The organism is Klebsiella sp. K-Nf6, assembly GCF_002806655.1.
Classification (GTDB): Bacteria; Pseudomonadota; Gammaproteobacteria; order Enterobacterales; family Enterobacteriaceae; genus Klebsiella; species Klebsiella variicola.
Genome location: NZ_PIBN01000069.1, coordinates 1 through 300 on the forward strand (window position 1 = coordinate 1; position 300 = coordinate 300).

Annotated in this window: 1 protein-coding gene; it reads left to right on the forward strand. The window is 57.7% G+C overall.

The annotated features are described in order from the left end of the window. Window positions 1–300: GDP-mannose 4,6-dehydratase (locus CWM61_RS28675; RefSeq protein ID WP_206054244.1), on the forward strand; the 300-nt coding region annotated here is incomplete at both ends.

A 300-nucleotide genomic window follows, 5' to 3' on the forward strand; every position in this document is an offset into this window, starting at 1 on the left:
ACTGGCTGTATGTCGAGGATCATGCCCGTGCGCTGTACAAAGTGGCGACCGAAGGCAAAAGCGGTGAGACCTACAATATCGGCGGTCATAACGAGCGTAAAAATATCGACGTGGTGCGCACCATCTGCACCATTCTCGACAAGGTGGTGGCGCAGAAGCCGGGTAACATCGCCCACTTCGCCGACCTGATCACTTTTGTCACCGACCGTCCGGGACACGACCTGCGCTACGCCATTGATGCCGCAAAAATTCAGCGCGATCTGGGCTGGGTGCCGCAGGAGACGTTCGAGAGCGGGATTG